General features: G+C 54.2%; 15 protein-coding genes. 12 read left to right on the top strand and 3 right to left on the bottom strand.

Annotation, left to right across the window (positions count from 1 at the left end):
• Position 1 precedes the first annotated feature (1 nt).
• The 3 genes from aroB (at position 2) to dam (ending at position 3611) form a co-directional block, all read left to right on the top strand.
• Positions 2-1081 carry a 3-dehydroquinate synthase gene (gene aroB / locus ABT58_RS16150; protein WP_047875475.1) on the top strand — a complete coding sequence of 360 codons (1080 nt, stop codon included), beginning with the start codon at positions 2-4 and terminating at the stop codon, positions 1079-1081.
• 15 nt (positions 1082-1096) lie between these two features.
• Positions 1097-2680 carry an AAA family ATPase gene (locus tag ABT58_RS16145; protein WP_047875474.1) on the top strand — a complete coding sequence of 528 codons (1584 nt, stop codon included), beginning with the start codon at positions 1097-1099 and terminating at the stop codon, positions 2678-2680.
• 106 nt (positions 2681-2786) lie between these two features.
• A complete protein-coding gene (gene dam, locus ABT58_RS16140; RefSeq protein WP_047875473.1) occupies positions 2787-3611 on the top strand; it encodes an adenine-specific DNA-methyltransferase in 825 nt (274 codons plus the stop codon).
• Between the two features lie 131 nt (positions 3612-3742).
• Here dam and ABT58_RS16135 read toward each other — a convergent pair whose 3' ends face one another.
• Positions 3743-4039 carry a DUF2970 domain-containing protein gene (locus ABT58_RS16135; RefSeq protein ID WP_082211130.1) on the bottom strand — a complete coding sequence of 99 codons (297 nt, stop codon included), beginning with the start codon at positions 4037-4039 and terminating at the stop codon, positions 3743-3745.
• Positions 4040-4197: 158 nt separating this feature from the next.
• Here ABT58_RS16135 and rpe point away from each other — a divergent pair, with 158 nt between their 5' ends.
• The 8 genes from rpe (at position 4198) to ABT58_RS16095 (ending at position 12566) form a co-directional block, all read left to right on the top strand.
• The gene (gene rpe / locus ABT58_RS16130) at positions 4198-4872 is read left to right on the top strand and encodes a ribulose-phosphate 3-epimerase (protein ID WP_047875472.1); all 675 of its coding nucleotides are present in this window, start codon (positions 4198-4200) and stop codon (positions 4870-4872) included.
• Position 4873: 1 nt separating this feature from the next.
• Complete coding sequence (locus ABT58_RS16125; protein WP_047875471.1) at positions 4874-5563, top strand: phosphoglycolate phosphatase; 690 nt, start codon at positions 4874-4876, stop codon at positions 5561-5563.
• 90 nt (positions 5564-5653) lie between these two features.
• Positions 5654-6670: a tryptophan--tRNA ligase gene (trpS, locus tag ABT58_RS16120; protein WP_047875470.1), complete on the top strand. Its 1017-nt coding sequence runs from the start codon at positions 5654-5656 to the stop codon at positions 6668-6670.
• Between the two features lie 118 nt (positions 6671-6788).
• The gene (locus tag ABT58_RS16115) at positions 6789-7370 is read left to right on the top strand and encodes an aminodeoxychorismate/anthranilate synthase component II (RefSeq protein WP_047875469.1); all 582 of its coding nucleotides are present in this window, start codon (positions 6789-6791) and stop codon (positions 7368-7370) included.
• 417 nt (positions 7371-7787) lie between these two features.
• Positions 7788-9023, top strand: coding sequence for an aspartate aminotransferase family protein (locus tag ABT58_RS16110; protein ID WP_047875468.1), 1236 nt, complete (start codon positions 7788-7790; stop codon positions 9021-9023).
• Between the two features lie 117 nt (positions 9024-9140).
• On the top strand, positions 9141-10151 hold the full coding sequence (gene astA, locus ABT58_RS16105) for an arginine N-succinyltransferase (RefSeq protein WP_047875467.1): 1011 nt from the start codon (positions 9141-9143) through the stop codon (positions 10149-10151).
• Between the two features lie 63 nt (positions 10152-10214).
• Positions 10215-11687, top strand: a complete 1473-nt coding sequence (gene astD, locus ABT58_RS16100) for a succinylglutamate-semialdehyde dehydrogenase (protein WP_047875466.1) — start codon at positions 10215-10217, stop codon at positions 11685-11687.
• A gap of 57 nt (positions 11688-11744) precedes the next feature.
• Positions 11745-12566: a DUF1338 domain-containing protein gene (locus ABT58_RS16095; protein ID WP_047875465.1), complete on the top strand. Its 822-nt coding sequence runs from the start codon at positions 11745-11747 to the stop codon at positions 12564-12566.
• 37 nt (positions 12567-12603) lie between these two features.
• Here ABT58_RS16095 and ABT58_RS16090 read toward each other — a convergent pair whose 3' ends face one another.
• Positions 12604-12792 carry a hypothetical protein gene (locus ABT58_RS16090; protein ID WP_047875464.1) on the bottom strand — a complete coding sequence of 63 codons (189 nt, stop codon included), beginning with the start codon at positions 12790-12792 and terminating at the stop codon, positions 12604-12606.
• Between the two features lie 173 nt (positions 12793-12965).
• Entirely contained in the window at positions 12966-13598 is a 633-nt protein-coding gene (gene crp / locus ABT58_RS16085; RefSeq protein WP_036801200.1) for a cAMP-activated global transcriptional regulator CRP, read from the bottom strand.
• A gap of 273 nt (positions 13599-13871) precedes the next feature.
• On the opposite strand from crp, the gene ABT58_RS16080 reads away from it, so the two are divergent.
• Complete coding sequence (locus ABT58_RS16080) at positions 13872-14276, top strand: OsmC family protein (protein WP_047875463.1); 405 nt, start codon at positions 13872-13874, stop codon at positions 14274-14276.
• The last annotated feature ends 141 nt before the right edge of the window (positions 14277-14417 follow it).

Here is a 14417-nt window from a genome sequence, read left to right as displayed (position 1 = left end):
CATGGAACGGATCACTGTCGATCTCGGAGAGAGAAGTTACCCCATCTCAATTGGCGCCGAGTTATTTACTAACCCGGCGTTATTTTCCCCTGCAATGTCTGCATCACAACGTGTGGTTGTGATCAGTAATGATACCGTTGCTCCCCTTTATGCCGATCAGGTGATGAATACGCTGCGTGGCCTGTGCCGTGATGTGGCGTTGCTGTCATTGCCGGACGGTGAGCAGTATAAATCCCTCGAGACGTTCAACCAGATCATGACGTTTTTGCTGGAAGGCAATTACGCCCGTGATACGGTGATTGTGGCGCTCGGCGGCGGTGTGATTGGGGATGTGGTAGGTTTTGCGGCAGCCAGCTTTCATCGCGGTGTCAATTTTATTCAGGTACCGACAACATTACTGTCACAGGTTGACTCCTCGGTGGGCGGGAAAACCGCCGTGAACCATCCGTTGGGTAAAAACATGATCGGTGCGTTTTACCAGCCTAAAGCGGTCGTGATTGATAACCGCTGTTTGCACACCTTGCCTGCCCGTGAATTTGCGGCGGGGATGGCTGAAGTGATCAAATACGGCATTATTGCTGATGCGCCGTTTTTCGCTTGGCTGGAAGAGAACATGGAGAAGTTGCAAGCCCTTGATGGCGATGCACTGAACTATGCGATTAAGCGTTGCTGCCAAATCAAAGCCGATGTGGTGGCGGCAGATGAAAAAGAATCGGGTGTACGTGCCTTATTGAATTTGGGTCATACCTTTGGTCATGCGATTGAAGCACAAATGGGGTATGGCAATTGGTTGCATGGTGAGGCGGTCGCCGTCGGAACCGTGCAAGCGGCACGTACCGCACACTATCAAGGCTTACTGAGTGAGGCGGATGTAGAACGCATTATCCGCTTATTGAAAAAAGCTCAGTTGCCGTTACAAGGTCCAGCCGAAATGGACTTTGATGCCTACATGAAACACATGATGCGGGATAAAAAAGTGCTGGCTGGCCAGTTACGTTTGATCCTGCCCACGGCGATTGGTGCCGCGCAAGTGGTCTCTGGAGTACCCGAAGCCATTTTGCGTCAGGCGATCAGCGCTTAATTCCCGTACATCGCGATGCGTACGGGTGCTTCTCCTTACTCGCTGGATCTGGACTCACAGATCCAGCTGCTTTCCCGCTTACAATTCCTTACCCGTTTCAGCTCCCATCTGATTCAAGTCACCGGACCGCAAGGCGCGGGGAAAACCTGGTTGTCGCAACGTTATCTGGAACAATGGGCCGGCGTGCCACAACAGGCACTGCTCTTGTGTCACCCCCAGCAAACCGATGCGCAGCACCGCCGTTTTCTCCTGCAGCAGATCGCCCCTAAAGCGGTATTTAATGAGCAGGATCCCATCGTCGATAGCATGGAGCGGATCTTTGCCCATTTTGCCGTCAATATGGTGATTGTGGTTGATGAGGCGCACCACCTGAGTCCTGCCGTCGTGGCTGAGTTATGGGCACTGGTACAACAGGCCCGCGTCACACCAAACTGGCAAATCAGCGTATTGCTGTTTGGTCACAGTGGGCGCTTGGAGACATATCTCGATAAAATCACTTACGGTCAGGAGCAACGCCCGCTGGAAGTGGAAATTGCTCCGTTGACCCTCGAAGAAGCACAGGCATTTGTGGATGCCTGCGTCGGATTGCCTGAGCAGGATGCGTCACAGCGACGCGCCCTCAAAGCCCGTATTGCCGAATGTGCCCCGTGGCCGGGTGCCTTGATGCAGTTAGAACAAGGAGAAGCACAGACTATGGAAGCCAAGGGACCGCGTCGTCCATCCCCGTTACTGATTGTGATTGCGTTAATGGCCGTGGTGGCAGTTGCCATTGGTTGGCTGTTTATGCCCGCTGATAACACGCCGAGTGTGTCGCCGGTGGAAGAGACCGTTGCTTTGCCTGACACTGTCGGTGACCGGATCGGCGATGCAGACAGTTCCGAAGGGAATACTGTCGCAGATCGTCAGACAGCGGGTCGAAGTCAGGCGCATAGCCAGGAAAATGCGGTGGTGCAGGATGACAGCGCCAGTCTGCCTCCTGAGGTGCACCTGGAAGGTCTGACGGTCGGGCGCAGTGATGACAGCCCGCGTTTGGTGGTGCCATCGGATGTGGTGGATGCCATGCTGGATGAGCAGTCTGTGGGTGGCAGTGGTGAGCAATCAGCTGCCGCGTTAACGTCAGAAACCCCGCCAGCGGAGGTGACCGCACCTGAGCGTCAGGCGCCTGCCACTGAAAGGCCAGAACCGAAGAGCGCGGAAGGTGACACGAAGCAAGTGAAGCCATCGGCTGTGTCACCGGCTGAGGTGACAGCGGCGGCAAAGCGGGCCGCTTCGCTCAAGACAACGCCTGCGACAGAGCGTGTGGAGTTGGGCCATGAGCTGCGCGCAGTGCCGGCAAGCCATTATGCCTTGCAGCTGGCGGCCATGCAGTCCATTGCGGTGGCGCGTAACTTCATCGACGAGTATGAAATTCATGACTTGGCGGTGGCGTATGAAACGGTGCGTAATGATCGCCTTTGGTACATTATCGTGACCGGTAACTATCCGACTAGCCACGCGGCGCGTCAGGGTATCGACGCGTTACCGGCGAATGTGCAAGCCTTAAAACCTTGGGTGAAGTCATACGGGCAAATTCATCGCGAAATGGACAGAGCAAAATAACTGGCGCGAGCCGGAGATATTTCCCTGTTAGCGGTATCAGTAGCGGTAGGAAATGGTGTACAATCCGCCACCTTTCGTTACAAAGTCGGTATTGGTGGTCAGCTGAATGAAAAAGCATCGTGCATTCCTGAAATGGGCTGGGGGGAAATATTCTCTGGTTGAGGAAATCGAGCGTCATTTGCCACCTGCGCGTAAATTGGTCGAGCCTTTTGTGGGCGCGGGCTCTGTGTTCTTGAACACCGATTTTGAACAGTACCTGTTGGCGGACATCAATCCGGATCTGATCAACCTGTACAACATCATTAAAGAACAACCTGAGCAGTACATTCGTGACAGCAAGGCGTTGTTTACCCCTGAATACAACCAAAAAGGGGCGTACCTGGAAATCCGTGAAGCGTTTAACCGCACGGACGATCCGTATACCCGATCTCTGTATTTCTTGTACATGAACCGTCATGGTTTCAATGGCTTGTGCCGTTATAACAAGAAAGGCGGTTTCAATGTGCCGTTTGGTTCGTACAAAAAGCCGTACTTCCCGGAAGACGAAATGTATTTCTTTGCCGAGAAAGCCAAGCGTGCCACCTTTGTGTGCGAAGGCTACCAGCAGACGTTTTCCCGTGCGCGCAAGGGCAGTGTGATTTACTGCGATCCACCGTATGCACCGTTGTCGACCACGGCGAATTTCACCTCGTACGCCGGCAATGGCTTTAGCTTGGATGATCAGGCTGCGCTGGCTGACGCCGCTGAGCGCGCTGCTAATGAGCGTGATATCCCGGTGTTGATTTCTAACCATGACACCACACTGACCCGCCGTTTATACCACGGTGCAGAGTTGTCGGTGGTGAAAGTGAAGCGCACCATCAGCCGCAATGGTGGGAGCCGCAATAAAGTGGATGAGTTGCTGGCGCTGTTTAAGCCGGCCGATAAATAATCCCATCTTATCTCATACAGAAAGACGCCTTCTCGGCGTCTTTTTTGTTTCTGCCAGTTTGCGCGCCCTGCGTTTTCAGGGAGCGGCGTGGCATCCTGAATTGGCGTGCTGAATGCGTGTTCTGACAGGGGTCAGCGACTGACCCACTGGCTGATGACAATCAGTATTGCCACAAACAGCGCAATGGCCGCGATGCCCACCACAATGTAAGGCCAGACCCGCGACTGACTGAAGTCGGCTTGCCGGTGTTGGTCCGATTGCACCCCAAACAGCGCGCCAAAAACACTTTTCAGCAACTGGCGCAGAGTCGGTTTTGAGGCCTGTGTTGAGGCCTGTGTTGAGGATAGTTTTGAGATCAGTATTGAGGGCCGTTCTGAGGCTGATGGGGGCTCAGATGATGGCAATGGCGACGATCGAGAATGGGGCATCACACCTCCTTGGACTTTCTTTGAGTGTAGTGGGCGGAAAGGGAAAGGGGGCGCAGAAGTAGCACGTCAAGAAAACGATTAAGACATCACCGGGGGGATCGGGTAGAATTGCCGCGATATCCGATATCGTTTTCGTATGTACCGAATAGAGGCTGAACATGAAGGACTTTTTGATCGCTCCATCGATTTTATCTGCAGATTTTGCACGTCTTGGTGAAGATGTGGAGAAAGTATTGGCGGCGGGGGCGGACGTTATCCACTTTGACGTGATGGATAACCACTACGTACCGAATCTGACGTTTGGTGCGCCTATCTGTCAGGCCCTGCGCGATTACGGCATTACTGCGCCGATTGATGTTCACCTGATGGTGAAGCCGGTTGACCGTATCATCCCGGATTTCGCCAAAGCGGGCGCGACCATGATCACCGTGCACGCTGAAGCGACCGAGCATTTGGATCGCACGCTGCAACTGATCAAAGAGTGTGGCTGTCAGGCGGGCGTGGTATTTAACCCGGCGACCCCACTGCACTATTTGGATTACATCATGGACAAAGTCGACATGATTTTGCTGATGTCTGTGAACCCGGGCTTTGGTGGCCAGTCATTCATTCCAAGCACGCTGGATAAGCTGCGTGAAGTGCGTCAGCGTATTGATGCGTCAGGCCGTGCGATCCGTCTGGAAATTGATGGCGGCGTGAAAGTCGACAACATCCGTGAAATCGCCGAAGCCGGTGCGGACATGTTCGTGGCAGGCTCTGCGATCTTCAGTCAGCCGGATTACAAAGCGGTGATTGATGAGATGCGTGCAGAACTGGCCAAGGTGAGCCGTTAACATGTCTGCGTTATCTGATATTCGATTTATTGCCTTTGATTTGGACGGTACGCTGCTCGACAGCGTGCCGGATCTGGCCGATGCTGCCGATAAAACCATGCAGGCGTTGGGCCGCCCAGGTGTGACCGTGGAGCAGGTGACCACCTGGATCGGTAACGGGGCTGATATTCTGATCGGCCGCGCCCTTAGCCGCAGTCTGGAGGTTGATCCGGATTTGGATCCCGCGCTGCACCGTGAAGCCCGCCAGTTGTTTGATCGCTTCTATGCCGAAGGCGGCCATCAGAAGAGTGCGCTGTACCCAGGCGTGAAAGCGACCTTGGCGGCGTTCCATCAGGCCGGTATCCCGATGGCGATTGTCACCAATAAACCTGCGCAGTTTGTTCCACATTTGCTGGAAGAGCATGACATTGCCCAGTATTTCGTGGATGTTATTGGCGGCGATACGTTCCCGCTGAAAAAGCCGGATCCGTTTGCCCTTAACTGGTTGCTGGACAAACACCAGTTGCGCGCCGAGCAGATGTTGATGGTGGGGGATTCCCGCAATGACATCTTGGCGGCCAAAGCGGCGGCGTGTTATGTTGTTGGACTGACTTATGGCTATAACTATGGCCAGCCAATCAGCGCCAGTGAGCCAGATATTGTCTTGGATCACTTTAGTCAGCTGACCGAAGTGGTTACACTAGGCAGCTAGTACAGGTCCCGCCTGCGGAACCCTTCATGTAGAATTGAAAATCGCCGCGTCAGTACGCGGCGTTGCTGAGTGACAGAGGAAAATCTCATCATGACTAAACCCATTGTATTAAGTGGCGTCCAGCCTTCAGGTGAATTGAGCATTGGTAACTATCTGGGTGCGCTGCGTCAGTGGGAACAGATGCAGGATGACTACGATTGCCAGTACTGTGTGGTGGATTTGCATGCCATCACCGTACGCCAGGATCCAAAAGCGTTGTATGAAGCGACCTTGGATGCATTGGCGATCTGTCTAGCAGTAGGCGTAACGCCAGAGAAAAGCACCTTGTTTGTGCAGTCGCATGTGCCTGAACACGCGCAGCTAAGCTGGGTACTGAACTGCTACACCCAAATGGGTGAACTGAGCCGTATGACCCAGTTTAAAGACAAGTCTGCCCGTTACGCGAACGACGTGAACGCAGGTCTGTTTGGCTACCCGGTACTGATGGCCGCTGACATCCTATTGTACGGCGCGCACCAAGTGCCAGTGGGTAACGATCAGAAGCAGCACCTTGAGCTGGCGCGTGATATCGCGACCCGTTTCAACAACATCTACTCGCCAGAGCAGCCAATCTTCACCATCCCAGAGCCGTACATCCCAACCGTGAATGCGCGCGTGATGAGCCTGCAGGATGCAACCAAGAAGATGTCTAAGTCGGATGATAACCGTAAGAACGTGATCACCCTGCTGGAAGAGCCGAAGTCGATCATCAAGAAGATCAACAAGGCGCAGACGGATGCCGAAACGCCACCACGCATTGCCCATGACGTGACCAACAAAGCAGGTATCTCGAACCTGATGGGTCTGTACTCAGCGGCAACCGGTATGAGCTACGCGGAAATCGAAGCGAAATACGCAGGCGTGGAAATGTACGGTCCGTTCAAGAAAGACGTCGGTGAAGCACTGGTTGCGATGCTTGAGCCAATTCAGGCGGAATACCGTCGCATTCGTGCTGACCGTGCTTACATGGACAGCGTGATGAAAGTCGGTGCGGAAAAAGCCTCTGCACGTGCGGCAGAAACACTGAAGAAAGTGTACGAAGCTGTAGGTTTTGTGGCGCGCCCATAATCCTTGCTCCAAGACAGATGAAAACCGGCAGATTGCCGGTTTTTTTTTGCCAGTACTTGCCTTTCTGAGACGCTACTGCACAATAGGCCGCTGTTATATTCAGGGAGCAGCGGTACCCATGCTATTGATGATCGACAACTACGATTCATTCACTTACAACCTCTACCAGTATTTCTGTGAACTCGGCGCAGAGGTAAAAGTGGTGCGCAATAACGAGATCGATCTGGCCGGTATTGAAGCGCTTGCCCCGACCCATCTGGTGATTTCTCCCGGGCCCTGCACCCCGAATGAAGCGGGGATCTCCTTGGCGGCCATTGCACATTTTGCCGGTAAATTGCCGATCTTAGGCGTGTGTCTGGGCCATCAGGCTATCGCACAAGTGTTTGGCGGGGAGGTGGTACGCGCCCGTCAGGTGATGCACGGTAAAACCTCAGCCATTCGCCATACCCAATCTCACCTGTTTTCCGGGTTGAATGAACCGCTCAAGGTCACCCGTTATCATTCGCTGGTGGTCAAAGCGGACACGCTGCCCGATTGCTTTACCGTGACCGCCTGGAGTGAGCGTGACGGTGAGCCGGATGAAATCATGGGCCTGGTTCATAACACCTTGCCTATTGAAGGGGTGCAGTTCCACCCCGAAAGCATCATGACCGAGCAAGGCCATGCGCTATTGGCGAATTTCCTGCGCCGGACGGTGTAGTTTCATCGACTGTGATGGGTAGCAGATTATGCTGCCCATTTTGTTTTTACTCTCTCTTTCCCACATCTTTAACCGCACTTCGCGACGTTAAACGGCTAGATACCCGACTATCTGGCGGTTTTTGACCTGTGAAATCGTGATCCCCTTCATTATTGTCTGATTTGTCAGACGTGATTTCTGCCTTTTTATCATTTGCCAAATTATGCACGTTACGTGAGGCGATGCCTTTGTTTCCTCAAAGGAAATACACTCTGTCACCATCTCTTCTTAATAACTTTTCGTGAAAGATGCATAACTATATGGTCAGTAGGGATTTACGCTGTCGGCATCGAACGATAAAAAAATAATCTGCTATTGGCTTTGGTTAATAAAATGTAAATACTATGTTTGAGGCAGTAAAGAGAGAAGGATACGACAATGGAAAAGGAACAGGCGGTAGATCGTCAGGATTTTGATGAGGTGATGGTGCCGTGTTACGCACCCATGCAAATCGTCCCGGTGAAAGGTCAGGGTTCCACCGTGTGGGATCAGGACGGGCGGGATTATATCGATTTTGCCGGTGGGATCGCGGTGAGCTGCCTCGGGCACTGTCATCCGGTGATGGTGAAAGCCTTAACGGCGCAGGCCGAGCAACTGTGGCATGTCAGTAATGTGATGACCAATGAGCCGGCGTTGCGTCTGGCCCGCTTGCTGACCGAACACAGCTTTGCCGACAAGGTGTTCTTTGCCAATTCCGGCGCCGAAGCCAATGAAGCGGCCTTAAAACTGGCGCGCCGTTATGCGGCAGATGTCTACGGCCCGGAGAAGTCTGAAATCATTGCCTTTACCCAAGGTTTCCATGGTCGCACCTTCTTTACTGTTACGGTCGGCGGGCAAGCGGCTTATTCCGATGGCTTTGGCCCGAAACCGGGCGATGTGACCCATCTGCCGTATAACGACTTAGAGACATTGGCTGCGCACATGTCATCGCGGACCTGTGCCGTCATGATGGAGCCACTGCAAGGGGAAGGCGGGATCATCGCACCGGATCCGGCCTTTGTACAAGGCGTGCGCGATCTGTGTGATCAGCACAATGCGCTGCTGGTGTTTGATGAAGTGCAGACCGGTAATGGCCGCACCGGTGAGTTTTATGCGTACCAAGGGCTGGGTGTGACGCCGGATATCCTCAGTACCGCCAAATCACTCGGGGGCGGTTTTCCGATTGGCGCGATGCTGACGACAACGGCGCTGGCTGAACACCTGAAGGTGGGCACGCACGGTTCTACTTATGGCGGTAACCCATTGGCCTGTGCGGTGGCGGAAGCCGTGGTACGGACAGTGACGGAGCCGGACTTCCTGGCTGGCGTGAAAGCGCGTGAACAATGGTTCCGTGATGCGTTGCAGGCAATCAATGCGCAGTATCCGATTTTCAGTGAAATCCGGGGCAAAGGCTTGCTGCTCGGCGCCGCGCTCAATGCGGAGTGGAAAGGGCGTGCGCGTGATGTCCTGCAGGCCGCCGGCGCTGAAGGGGTCATGGTCTTGGTGGCCGGCGCTGATGTGGTGCGTTTTACCCCGTCACTGGCGATCACCAAAGCCGAGTTTGATGAAGGCATGGCGCGTCTCAGTCGGGCGATTGGCACCTTGTATACCCAACAGATGGATAAGACGGCATAAGCTTGTCTTCGATTTCCCCTTTCATTTGTCACACGTGACGAGGCCGGATGCCTTGTTACGTGTGCCTAGGGGGGAACGTCAATCAAAGTATCTGGATAGCGATCAGGAGGGAATGCGATGCTAGTGATACGACCGATTACCGCCGAGGATTTGCCGGCACTGCTGCAGTGTGCGGATGCATCGGGACACGGTTTTACCTCATTACCCGTCAATGAAGAGATCCTGGCGGCCCGTATTCAGCACTCAGAAGCCAGCTTTGCGAAAACTGTCACCACGCCGGGGCCGGAAGGGTACCTGATGGTGGCGGAAGATACCGAGACCGGTGAGATCGCCGGCACCACCGCCATTGAAGCGGCCGTCGGCTTAGAAAGCCCGTTCTACACCTATCACCTCAGTACGGTGGTCCATTCTTCCCGTCGCCTGAACGTCCACAATGTTGTGAAGATCCTGACCTTTGGTAATGATTACACTGGGGTGAGTGAACTGTGTACCTTGTTTTTACGCCCCGAGTGGCGGGCCGGACTCAATGGCCGGCTGTTATCCAAATGCCGTTTTTTGATGATGGCGCAGCACCCAGAGCGGTTTGATAAAACCGTGATTGCCGAGATGCGTGGCGTCTCGGATGAAGCCGGTAACTCACCGTTTTGGGATTGGCTGAAAGATCACTTTTTCTCGATTGATTTTACCCTCGCCGATTACCTGACCGGGATCGGCAAGAAAGGCTTTATCGCCGACTTGATGCCCAAGCTGCCGATTTACGTCAATCTGTTGAGCCCGGAAGCGCAGGCGGTGATCGGCGAGGTGCATGACAATACCCGTCCGGCGTTGCGCCTGCTGGAGCAGGAAGGCTTCAGCTGCCGTGGGTATGTCGATATTTTTGATGCGGGGCCGACGGTGGAGTGCGAGCTGCGCAATATTGAATCGGTGCGCCATTCGCAATTGTGCCATGTGGTGATTGGCGAGCCGCAACAGGCCAAAGAGGCGGTGATCAGCAATACGTCGTTTAGCGACTTTCGCGCCGTGGTGGGGCCGGCGTCCCTCATTGACGATCAGGCGGTGATCAGCCCCGCCATGGCCGCCGCCTTGCAGGTTGAACAAGGCGATGCTATTCGTCTGATCATCCAATAGTTCTGAACGCTGAATTGACCGGATTATGCAATCGTTCTGGTCATTTAATAGAGGAGATACGCCATGACGCAATGGATCGCAGGACACTGGCAGGCCGGAGACGGGGAACCGATGGTCTCGCTCAACCCGTTCACGGAGCAGGTCGTTTGGCAGGGGCAGGCTGCCAGTGGCACGCAGGTGGCGGCGGCCATTCAGAGTGCCCGTCAGGCGTTGCTGACATGGCGACATACCGCGTTTAGCGAGCGTCAGGCGCTGGTGGAGCGATTTGCCCAAGTGGTCGAGGAAAATCGAGCCTCCTTGGCGCACATTATCGCGGAAGAAACCGGTAAACCGTTGTGGGAAACCCTCACTGAAGTGAGCGCCATGGTGGGGAAAATCGCGATTTCCCTGCGGGCGTACCATGAACGGACGGGGGAAACGCACAAAGCGGCTGCCGGTGACACGCAGGCGGTGTTACGCCATCGGCCGCTCGGCGTGATGGCGGTATTTGGCCCGTATAACTTCCCCGGCCACTTGCCTAACGGCCACATTGTGCCGGCACTACTGGCAGGCAATACCGTGGTCTTTAAACCCTCAGAGCTGACCCCCAAAGTGGCTGAATTCACCCTGACGTTATGGCAACAAGCGGGCCTGCCAGACGGGGTGATTAATCTGCTGCAAGGCGGGCGGGCTACCGGTGAAGCGCTTGCCCAATCGCCTGATATTGACGGCCTCTTGTTTACCGGTAGCGCCCAGACCGGTCATCTCCTGCATCGCCAGTTTGCCGGCCAGCCAGAGAAGATGCTGGCGCTGGAAATGGGCGGCAATAATCCCTTAGTGGTCTCGCCGCACTATGGCGAGTTAGAGGCCACTGTCTACACTATTATTCAGTCGGCGTTTTTAAGTGCCGGCCAGCGCTGTACCTGTGCCCGTCGGTTATATGTGCCGGCAGGGGAAGCGGGCGATCAGCTGATCACGCGGTTAGTGGCGGTGACGCAGCAATTGCGGGTGGATGATCCTTTTGCCACACCTGCGCCGTTTATGGGGCCGCAGATCTCAAGGGATGCGGCAGAACGTATTGTGCAAACCGAAGCTGATTTGGTGGCGCTGGGCGGTCAGCGGTTATTGGCTGCCCGTCGTGGTCAAGGGGCCGTTGTGACACCGGCCATCATTGATGTGACGGCCATTGCGGCGCTGCCGGATGAAGAGTATTTCGGCCCGCTGTTGCAGATTGTGCGTTATGACACCTTGGCACAGGCCGTGACGCTGGCCAATGCCACTCGCTTTGGCTTATCCGCCGGGTTGATTTCGACGGTGGATGAGGAATGGGCGTATTTTCTGGATCATATTCGGGCGGGGATCGTGAACCGTAACCGACCGCTGACCGGTGCCAGTGGCGATGCGCCGTTTGGTGGCCCCGGTGCCTCCGGTAACCTGCGACCCAGTGCGTATTATGCCGCTGACTACTGTGCCTATCCGATGGCCTCCATGGAAGGTGCGCAACCAGAATTACCCGCACAGTTGTTGCCGGGCGTAACAGGTCTGCACAGCGCGTAATCGCACTTTGTCAGTCTCCGGCTCTTGTGAGTCACCGCACCTTGTAAGGAGGGGAAGATGGAACGGGTAGTGCAATTGTTTGATGATTTGTGGCAGGACTACGTACAGCGTTTGTGCCCGTCGGCGCAAGCGATCCATGATCTGCTGACCGAAGAAGAGCCGCTGTTTAATGATCACATCGCGTTACGCACCTTCAACCTGCCCAAGGTGGGGTTAGATCGCCTCGCGGCGCCGTTTATTGCCATTGGCTATCAGCCGGCGGGGCGGTATCACTTTGAAGGGAAGAAACTGTATGCCGAGCACTTTGAACATCCCAATCCTTTAGCGCCAAAAGTGTTCATCAGTGAACTGATGGTGGGGCAGTTCAGCTCGTTGTTTCAGGAGACGGTCAGAGAGTTGATTGATCAGGTGCCCGAGCAGGCGATGCGGGATCCGTCTTTCTTGTACGGCGGACGGCGCTGGGATCTCGATTTTGCCACGTATGAGCTGTTGGCGGCAGAAAGTAACTATGCCGGGTGGCTCGCTGCGCACGGGTTTGGGGCTAACCATTTTACGGTGAGCCTGAATCATTTGGAGCAGTTCACGGAGGTGGCAGAGGTCAACCATTTGCTGCGGCATAACGGGTTTGCCATCAATACGGCCGGGGGGGAGGTGAAAGGCTCGCCAGCGGTATTATTGGAGCAATCCGCCACCTTGGCTGATCAGGTTGAGGTCGGTTTTACCGATGGGGTGCATACCATACCGGGGGGCTTCTATGAGTTTGCCAAGCGTTATCCGTTTGAAGATGACGGGCCCCTGTTCAGCGGGTTTGTCGAAGCCTCTGCCGATAAAATCTTTGAAAGCACGGATGCCAAGGCTGACGAAGGTTCAGACAAATAAACGCGAAGGCAGGGAAACCGCACTCACTGTTTGTGCGCTACAGGTGACGACTGTCGAGTGGCGATAAATCAACGCCAGTACGGGCGGTGCCACAGCGGGGCAAATCTTGCTGCTCGAGGAAAGAGCGGCCATCACTGAAACCGGTCAGTTCAACGGTGGTAGGCAGGGGGCAGAGGATCCCGGCCGGTTGCGTTGTACGGTAAGGGGAGAAGCGTTCCATGTCCATGTGTTTCCATTCCTTGGAAGTCGTCAGGATTGATATGCATAATGTAGCATCAAGCGGCAGCAGCGCAAATGGTCAAAACCGTGACCCTGCTAACAAATATGCCTTATAGCGATACCTGCTGTTAAAAAAAAGCCGCACAGTTGCGGCTTTTCTTCATAGGTTGTTCGGTGTGCTTAGCGCGTACCGTACACCACGATGGTTTTACCGTGAGCAGAGATCAGGTTCTGCTCTTCCAGCATCTTCAGAATACGACCAACCGTTTCACGAGAACAGCCAACGATTTGACCGATTTCCTGACGCGTGATCTTGATCTGCATACCGTCTGGGTGTGTCATTGCGTCTGGCTGTTTAGCCAGGTTCAGCAATGTTTGTGCAATGCGGCCGGTTACGTCCAAGAACGCAAGGTCGCCCACTTTCTGGCTTGTCACCTGTAGGCGGCTTGCCATCTGTGCAGACAGACGCATCAAGATGTCTGGGTTAACTTGGATCAGCTGGCGGAATTTCTTGAATGAAATTTCAGCCACTTCACAAGGGGTTTTCGCACGTACCCAAGCGGTACGCTCTTGGCCTTCTTCAAACAGACCTAGCTCACCAATGAAGTCACCTTGGTTTAGGTAAGACAGGATCATTTCCTTGCCTTCTTCATCCTTGATTAGGACAGCAACAGAACCTTTAACGATGTAATAGAGCGTTTCAGCTTTCTCACCCGCATGGATCAACGTGCTTTTTGACGGGTACTTATGAATGTGGCAATGCGAAAGAAACCACTCTAAAGTTGGATCTGTTTGAGGTTTACCTGGAACCATATTACTAACTTCCTCTGCGTTTATTGCCCAACAACGACGTCCCTATACGTTTGAGGCCGGGCCTAACAATAATGTAGTTCGCCGTTTAGGATATTCAGTCCGCCGCACCGCTGCAAGCCGACCAGAATAATTAGTTCAGAGTTTATCTTTTTTCGGCACGTTTTTCTTGATATTGATCTATCGGGCACGGCCATTTTATACCCATAAGTGTGCACATGATCACACGGTTGTTAGATAGTGCCTAAATCCCTCATAAGTAGTAAGGAGAATACAATGCAATCACGTGTTAAATGGGTGGAAGGGATGACCTTCCTGGGACAGTCAAATTCAGGTCACAGCGTGGTAATGGACGGCAACGGTGGCGAAAAAGCACCCAGCCCGATGGAGCTGGTATTGATGGCCGCAGGGGGATGCAGCTCGGTGGATGTGGTGGACGGATTGAAGTCTGCCGGCCAGCCGATCACCGCCTGTGAAGCGCAGATTAACGCCGTTCGTCGTGAGCAAGCGCCGCGTTTATTTACCGGTGCGAACCTGCACTTCGTGGTGACCGGTAAAGGGCTGGATGAAGCGCTGGTGGCCAAAACCGTGGCAGATTCGTTAGAGAAATACTGCTCAGTATGTTTGATGCTGGGCAAAGGCGTGGAAATGACCCACTCGTACGAGATCATTGACGCGTAATTGAGAGAGGGACGAGGGGCGAGTAAGAGCGGAAAAGCAAGGGCGGCTGAGTGCGGCCCTTGGTCCTAGGGTAAGTGCGAGAACTGAAGTACTTGCATCTCGAATGAGAAGCGATATTTTGACCATAGGACCATAGGACCA

Source organism: Photobacterium aphoticum, from assembly GCF_001029435.1.
In the GTDB taxonomy this organism is placed as follows: domain Bacteria; phylum Pseudomonadota; class Gammaproteobacteria; order Enterobacterales; family Vibrionaceae; genus Photobacterium; species Photobacterium aphoticum.
Note: the sequence above shows the minus strand (reverse complement) of the source record. Positions and strands in the feature narration are given on the sequence as shown.

What these genes read in the sequence shown, in the direction of transcription:
- ABT58_RS16080 (WP_047875463.1), top strand. Translation starts at nt 13,872, where the DNA reads ATGCAATCACGTGTTAAATGGGTGGAAGGGATGACCTTCCTGGGACAG.
- ABT58_RS16110 (WP_047875468.1), top strand. Translation starts at nt 7,788, where the DNA reads ATGGAAAAGGAACAGGCGGTAGATCGTCAGGATTTTGATGAGGTGATG.
- ABT58_RS16095 (WP_047875465.1), top strand. Translation starts at nt 11,745, where the DNA reads ATGGAACGGGTAGTGCAATTGTTTGATGATTTGTGGCAGGACTACGTA.
- ABT58_RS16090 (WP_047875464.1), bottom strand. Translation starts at nt 12,792, where the DNA reads ATGGACATGGAACGCTTCTCCCCTTACCGTACAACGCAACCGGCCGGG.
- aroB (WP_047875475.1), top strand. Translation starts at nt 2, where the DNA reads ATGGAACGGATCACTGTCGATCTCGGAGAGAGAAGTTACCCCATCTCA.
- crp (WP_036801200.1), bottom strand. Translation starts at nt 13,598, where the DNA reads ATGGTTCCAGGTAAACCTCAAACAGATCCAACTTTAGAGTGGTTTCTT.
- astA (WP_047875467.1), top strand. Translation starts at nt 9,141, where the DNA reads ATGCTAGTGATACGACCGATTACCGCCGAGGATTTGCCGGCACTGCTG.
- ABT58_RS16145 (WP_047875474.1), top strand. Translation starts at nt 1,097, where the DNA reads ATGCGTACGGGTGCTTCTCCTTACTCGCTGGATCTGGACTCACAGATC.
- dam (WP_047875473.1), top strand. Translation starts at nt 2,787, where the DNA reads ATGAAAAAGCATCGTGCATTCCTGAAATGGGCTGGGGGGAAATATTCT.
- ABT58_RS16115 (WP_047875469.1), top strand. Translation starts at nt 6,789, where the DNA reads ATGCTATTGATGATCGACAACTACGATTCATTCACTTACAACCTCTAC.
- ABT58_RS16135 (WP_082211130.1), bottom strand. Translation starts at nt 4,039, where the DNA reads ATGCCCCATTCTCGATCGTCGCCATTGCCATCATCTGAGCCCCCATCA.
- rpe (WP_047875472.1), top strand. Translation starts at nt 4,198, where the DNA reads ATGAAGGACTTTTTGATCGCTCCATCGATTTTATCTGCAGATTTTGCA.
- trpS (WP_047875470.1), top strand. Translation starts at nt 5,654, where the DNA reads ATGACTAAACCCATTGTATTAAGTGGCGTCCAGCCTTCAGGTGAATTG.
- astD (WP_047875466.1), top strand. Translation starts at nt 10,215, where the DNA reads ATGACGCAATGGATCGCAGGACACTGGCAGGCCGGAGACGGGGAACCG.
- ABT58_RS16125 (WP_047875471.1), top strand. Translation starts at nt 4,874, where the DNA reads ATGTCTGCGTTATCTGATATTCGATTTATTGCCTTTGATTTGGACGGT.